The organism is Arsenicibacter sp. R0_47, from assembly GCF_057652235.1.
In genome coordinates this window covers 1-6,054 of the sequence record NZ_JBYFCJ010000071.1, presented here as the reverse complement: position 1 = coordinate 6,054, position 6,054 = coordinate 1, and the positions used below count along the sequence as shown (strand labels likewise).

The following is a 6,054-nucleotide window of genomic DNA, read 5'->3' as shown; positions in this document are numbered from 1 at the left end:
CATCCACTTTGGAAGAAGAGGTCGAATTGCTCCGTCGGCAACTCCGCCAAACGGAGTTAGAACGCGATATTTTAAAATCGTTGTACAGCGCCTACGCTGTTGAATAGCCAATACAACTTACCTTCCGGCCAGAAAGCTTACCTTTAACCGACTTTCTGAACCAAGCCTCCCGCTTTTACTGGTACTTAATCGAGTCCTTCCTTAAAATCTGGGCTGGAGCGCGCGATGCTTTTCTTCCCGAAAAGTATTTGGTGAATGCGCTGGTGATCGCTTCGGCGAATCCCGTACAGAAAACTCTTACAGTCACGGTGCGCTCCCAGAAGTCACTAAATAGTCATGCACTATGGGAAACAGCCAAAACAGCTTCCGAATTATTCACCCCCATGCAGCCGGGATTGATGTGGGCTCACGGAGTCATCTGGTTGCCATTGATCAAAACAAAGACAATGTGCGCGAATTTGGGGTGTACACCAACGATCATCTACTGCTTATTGACCACTTGCGCCAGCATGGCATCACTACCGTTGCCATGGAAAGCACTGGCAGCTATTGGCAAACCTTATTTAACGCTTTGCAACAAGCGGGTTTTGAGGTACTGCTGGTGGGCGGTAGCCAGACCAAAAATGTAAAGGCGGGGCGGCCCGTGCCGCCGCAAAACCGATGTCATTGACTGCATCTGGATTCAGAAATTGCACTCCTTAGGCTTGCTATCAGGCAGTTTATTGCTGAGTGACACCTTCCAACAGCTACGCACCTACTATTACCATCGTCAACACTTGGTTCAGCAGTCAGCCCGCTACTCCAATAAGATGCAGAAAGCCCTTCGGTTGATGAATATCCGCTTAGATGTAGTGCTTAATGACATTACAGGGCAATCGGGCATGGCTGTTATTGAGGCCATTTTAGCAGGGCAACGGGAGCCCGAACACCTGGTTTCACTCGTCAGCGTTCGGGTCAAAAAATCTCGTCAGGAGATTGCTCATGCCTTGCAAGGCTGGTGGCGGGAGGATCGGAGCGCCGAAGCGATTGATCTTTGAGCTACGAGCTGCCCTGGATTTCTATCGACTCTACGAGGGCAAGATTAAGGAGTGCGATAAAGTCATCGAATCGTTTCTAATAAAGTATGCCCCAGCCGTGGAGGTGTCTTTGGAGGAAAAGCAGCAACTGAAAACCCATCGAAAGCGAGCCGGTAAACATGCCCCAAACTTCAATCGTTAGGCTACCAGACTCCTGCTCAATGGTATATCAAAGAACCAATTGGGGAGCAAAAAAGTACAATTATTGACTCGGATTTCCCAAGCTTGAATTAGCCCAAAAGCTGTCCAACTAATTGGGAACACCATACCAGAATGCTCATGCGGAGTCTTTATGGAGTCGTTTAAAGGCTGAATTGCTCGAAGATGGTTGCTTTGAAACCCTGCAAGATGCTCACGATGAATTGTTTAACTATATCGAGGGCTACTACAACATTCGCCGGTTGCACTCGTCTTTGGGGTACATGTCGCCGATCAACTTTGAAAAGCAGTATTATCAAGCTAATTTCAATCACAACTCTCAATCACAAGTGTCCGGCTAAACCGACCCACCTCAGCACAATCTATTCTCACTATCACGTGTCTTAAATTAATTTTAAAAAGTGTAACCAAAGTCGTACGTTTGTCAAATATCATACCTATTACAAACTTTTAGACTCAATTCTATCATGGAAAAACTTTCATTACTGGCCCGTGTTCAAGCAAAACCTGGCCAAGAAGCTACGGTCGAGAACTTTCTGAAAGAAGCCCTGGCCCTAGCTCAACAGGAACAGGGTACCCTTCGTTGGTATGCCTTCAAGATCAATGAGAATACGTTTGGTATTTTCGACACCTTTGCCAGCGAAGAGGGTCGACAAGCCCACCTGAGCGGTGAAATTGCGAAAGCGTTGCTGGCTAATGCTGATACTCTACTGAGTATGCCCCCTGTGATAGAACAGCTTGAATTACTTGCCGTTAAATAACAGATATAACAGGGTAGTGACTTTCATACTTTGGGTAGTAAAAGATGAAAGTCACTACCCCGTTACAAATCAAGCGACTTTTATTTTACTCTCAAAATACGCTCCCGGTCTGAGACAAAACCCGCCTGAATGTCTGATAATGAAAACAGGATTATAAAAAACACCGGTTTTCAATCTGCTCATATCCTGAAACAGAAAAGCCGGTGAACCCAATCAGGAACACCGGCTTTTGTATGTCAACTCTTTTACGGGCAATTCTGGTTAACCGTTACCGTCCGGGTTACCGGCGCGCTGGTGCCGCAGCTGTTGGTGTAGGTGGCCGTCAGCGTGTAGGTGCCCGCCTGCTTCACATTCAGCCCGACGGCTTCATGCGTGGCCCCCTCGCGGTAAACCGTGCTGAAGACATAATCCTTTGGACCCGTCATGGTAAACGAAGTGGCCACGCCCCGACCCGTCAGCCGGACCGGACAGGCCGCCCCATCGGCGGTGAAGCTCAGTATCTGCGCCGGCGGGGGCTGGATACCACCGATGGCGATCTGACCGCTGGCCGTGGTCGAACAACTGCCCACCGTGCAGGTAGCCGTCAGCAGGCTGGTGCTGCTGCCCGCCGTCAGGATGATCACGGAACCGGTCGCTCCGTTCGGCCACAAGACTAGTCCGCTGCAACCGCTGGCAGTGAGGTTTACCGATTGGCCGGGGCAGACCGTAGCCGAGGAGACGGTAAACGGCGGCAGGCTGAAGTTCTCTGTGACGGGCAGGTTTTTGCTCACCGCGGCACAGCCGTTAGCCCCCGTCGCGGTGACCGAGTAGGTACCCGTCTGACTGACGCTGATTGTTGTGGTGGTCTGGCCGGTTGACCACCGCAGGGCTATTGTAGATGCCGTGGCCGTCAGCGTAAGCTGCGGCTGGGTACAGGTCAGGGTAGTACTGGCTGCTGAAATACTGACCGTCGGGCTGGTCTTGTCCTGTGCAATGGTCAGGTTGTTGCTGACGGCCGTACAGCCGTTACTGCCGGTGGCCGTTACCGAATAAACGCCGGTGGTGCTGACGGCGATCGTGGTAGCGGTTTCGCCGGTTGACCACAGCAGGGCGGTGGCCGATGCCGTGGCCGTTAGTGTCAGTTGCGGCTGGGTACAGGTCAGGGTTGAACTCAGGGCCGAGACACTGACCGTCGGGCTGGTATTGTCCCGTGAGATGGTCAGGCTGTTGCTGACGGCCGTACAGCCGTTACTGCCGGTGGCCGTTACCGAATAAACACCGGTGGTGCTGACGGCTATCGTGGTGGTGGTTTCGCCCGTTGACCACAGCAGAGCCGTCGCTGAGGAGGTGGCCGTCAGTGTCAGCTGTGGCTGTACACAGGTCAGCGTGGTGCTCAGGGCCGACACACTGACCGTCGGACTGATCTTATCCTGCGTAATGGTCAGACTATTACTGACGGCGGTACAGCCGTTACTGCCGGTGGCCGTTACCGAGTAAACACCGGTGGTGCTGACGGCTATCGTGGCGGTGGTTTCCCCGGTCGGCCACAGCAGGGCGGTAGCCGATGAGGTGGCCGTCAGTGTCAGGGTTGGGTTGACGCAGGTAATCAGATCAGATGGATTCGACGTAACCGATAATGAAGGTTTTTCGTTAACAGTCAGGGCAAAAGAAGTACTGGTGACACTCAAACCTCCCGTCACGACGACTGAATAGTTTCCTTCATCGTTCGTACTTACATTGCTAAGTATCAGCGTGGCTGAAGTCGCCGAGGTATTTGTCGTCAGGGGAGATCCGTTCCTGTACCATTGGTAGGACGGAGAGGAACCTGAGGCACTTACGCTCACCGTAACGCTAATGCCGGCACAGACTACCGAAGCCGAAGGGGGCTGCCGGACAATCTGCACTGAAACAGGACTGCCGTTCTGGTCTTCGTAAGCCCCCATGTCAATGCTATAATTGGTGCCTACAATACGGGGATTGCCAGCCAGATCGGTCGGAGGTCCGCCCACAGCAGTATAGCTGGCGAGATCGCCCCGGTCTCTGGCTACCGAATTAACTGCCAGTTGTGTGGTGGCTGTACCGGCAAATGGCGATGTGGTTATACCCGTGAGGTTAGAAGGGTCGCTCATAAAGCCTGTAACACCATTCTCAAATAGCGAGTAACGGGCAGTTAGTGTAGAAAACCTCGAAGAAACCGTGTTTGAGCCATTGTTGCCAAACACTACACAATTGGTAAATAATAAGTTACAATCATTGGCATACACTGCCCCGCCACCTCCGGAAGTCTGATTGTTCTGGAAGCTACAGTTGGTCGCTATGGCAGTGACGCTCCCGACACCAATAGCCCCGCCATTTGCGGAAGCCTGATTGTTCTGAAAATTACAGTTAGTCAGCACTACATTGCTTGTGGATCGGTCCAGCGAAAACCTTGAGTTATTACTGATGGCCCCGCCAATTTCAGACAGATTGTTTTGGAAGTTACAGTTGGCCAGCACAGGGCGGCTGTCAACAAAGTAAATTGCCCCGCCGCCAAAGGTAGCCTGATTACTTAAGAAGTTACAGTTGATCAGTGTTGGAATGCTATTATCGGAGTAAAGCGCCCCGCCGGTAGCAGTAGCCTGATTACTTAAGAAGCTACAGTTAATCAGGGTTGGACTGCTGCCAGAATTGTATATTCCGCCCCCAAAATTCACATTTCCCCCTCCGGTAATGACAAAACCATCCAGCAAGGCAGTATTCGTCAGTCCGCCCGGGTTGGTAATAACCCGGCTCCCGTTTCCTGCCAGCGTCGTATTGGATGGGTGGCCGATAACCGGATTCACCACAGGACGGCGTAACAGACTTTGTTCATTACCTGCAAAACCACCGTAGATAGCCACGCTGTTCTTCATCGAAAAACTGCTGCCACCGGCAGGTTTATACATCCCCGCCGCGACCCATACCTGATCGCCGGGCTGGCTGGCATTAATGGCGCCCTGTAAATCGGTGGTGCTGGTGGCCCAGCTGGTGGCGGAGGCCGCCGGGGTAATACCCGTCGTGGAAACGTAGCGGGTGGTCGTCTGGCTGAAGGCCCAATGCGTGAGCAGCAGACAACAAAACAGGCCGATGGCCCGGATTCGTATTAATGTATTCATGCGGCGTATTAGTAGAACTGGTTGATTGAATTCGACAAAAGGATAAACCCGTCAGTAAACACATACCCGGGTGATGCGCTGGTGTTCGATGGTATAAATCAGGCAAACCGAACGGGCCGTATCAGCCGGACCGGTCGTGACGCCTTCGACAATGACATGGTAGGCCCCCGCCGGATAGATCTGCCGTACCACCAGTGTGTCGGACCTTGCGGTCCGGAGCATCTGCCGGAACCGGCTCAGGCATTGAGCGCGGGGGACTTCAACTTCCGACTCGCCCAGGAGTCTTCCCCGATAGTGTACGGTGGGGGCAAAAAGTGAGTCCGCACCCAACCAGTTGTGTTGCTTCAGCAGGCGGTGAAACGTTCGGGTGAGCGCCAGATTCGCCGTCTGCGCGGGCTGGTAGCCGGCCTCCGTCCGGGGGTGGCAGGCAGTCAGCCAGAAGGCGGTCAGCAGGGGCAACAGAACACGGAAAAGCATGGCAGAAAAGGGGTTGTTTGCGACTGCAAGTTCTCCTTCGCCGGCTACTAACCTGTTAGCTATTCGTTCAAAAATGTTTGGCTGGGGGTCATGGACAAGAAAAAACTTCGTGTATTGTTGCATTTGTAATCGGACGAATAAATTCAGTATACTTACATCAAGCCTGTGCCGCCTGCTGAACGGCCCGTCTTTTTGATTGCTGTCCGGCCATCTGAAACCGGTAAATTCCACCGCCGGAATGGCTGTTTTTTCAGAAAAACCGGGGTACATTTCAGCCGGTTACTTACCTGCTCCGGACTCTTGACTAAGTACAGCCTGAACAGATCGCGGCCATGCACCAGCCAGCTTCCCGGCCCATGCCTGGCTGGCGCAGCCGGCCAGCGGGAGAGGGCCTGCAAACAGCGTACTGTAGGGTCAACCCGCCAGTGGGCGGAACTGCCGGAGGGGATAGTAGGCATGCTCATTGAT

Annotated in this window: 7 protein-coding genes and 1 pseudogene; 5 read left to right on the top strand and 3 right to left on the bottom strand. The window is 52.8% G+C overall.

Translation table 11 applies throughout. The annotated features are described in order from the left end of the window. The first annotated feature begins 343 nt into the window (after positions 1–343). The 5 genes and pseudogenes from AC23NW_RS35775 (at position 344) to AC23NW_RS35755 (ending at position 1,996) form a co-directional block, all read left to right on the top strand. Positions 344–670: an IS110 family transposase gene (locus tag AC23NW_RS35775; protein WP_487455449.1), complete on the top strand. Its 327-nt coding sequence runs from the start codon at positions 344–346 to the stop codon at positions 668–670. A gap of 19 nt (positions 671–689) precedes the next feature. Then, positions 690–773, top strand: a pseudogene (locus AC23NW_RS35770) (hypothetical protein); the annotation flags it as partial. 3 nt (positions 774–776) lie between these two features. Then, a complete protein-coding gene (locus tag AC23NW_RS35765) occupies positions 777–1,037 on the top strand; it encodes a hypothetical protein (protein ID WP_487455451.1) in 261 nt (86 codons plus the stop codon). Positions 1,038–1,330: 293 nt separating this feature from the next. Further along, positions 1,331–1,576: an integrase core domain-containing protein gene (locus AC23NW_RS35760; protein WP_487455447.1), complete on the top strand. Its 246-nt coding sequence runs from the start codon at positions 1,331–1,333 to the stop codon at positions 1,574–1,576. Positions 1,577–1,702: 126 nt separating this feature from the next. After that, positions 1,703–1,996, top strand: a complete 294-nt coding sequence (locus tag AC23NW_RS35755; RefSeq protein WP_460979938.1) for a putative quinol monooxygenase — start codon at positions 1,703–1,705, stop codon at positions 1,994–1,996. Positions 1,997–2,241: 245 nt separating this feature from the next. Here the strand turns inward: AC23NW_RS35755 and AC23NW_RS35750 are convergent, their stop codons facing one another. From AC23NW_RS35750 to AC23NW_RS35740, 3 genes are all read right to left on the bottom strand, one after another. Then, positions 2,242–5,109, bottom strand: a complete 2,868-nt coding sequence (locus tag AC23NW_RS35750; protein WP_487455446.1) for an immunoglobulin domain-containing protein — start codon at positions 5,107–5,109, stop codon at positions 2,242–2,244. 51 nt (positions 5,110–5,160) lie between these two features. Beyond that, on the bottom strand, positions 5,161–5,586 hold the full coding sequence (locus tag AC23NW_RS35745; RefSeq protein ID WP_487455444.1) for a hypothetical protein: 426 nt from the start codon (positions 5,584–5,586) through the stop codon (positions 5,161–5,163). Between the two features lie 152 nt (positions 5,587–5,738). Beyond that, a partial coding sequence (locus AC23NW_RS35740) for a hypothetical protein (RefSeq protein WP_487455442.1) occupies positions 5,739–6,054 on the bottom strand: 316 nt, incomplete at its 5' end.

Bases quoted from the DNA above. Each gene is read 5' to 3' on its own strand.
- AC23NW_RS35775 (WP_487455449.1), top strand. From the start codon at position 344: ATGGGAAACAGCCAAAACAGCTTCCGAATTATTCACCCCCATGCAGCC.
- AC23NW_RS35755 (WP_460979938.1), top strand. From the start codon at position 1,703: ATGGAAAAACTTTCATTACTGGCCCGTGTTCAAGCAAAACCTGGCCAA.
- AC23NW_RS35745 (WP_487455444.1), bottom strand. From the start codon at position 5,586: ATGCTTTTCCGTGTTCTGTTGCCCCTGCTGACCGCCTTCTGGCTGACT.
- AC23NW_RS35750 (WP_487455446.1), bottom strand. From the start codon at position 5,109: ATGAATACATTAATACGAATCCGGGCCATCGGCCTGTTTTGTTGTCTG.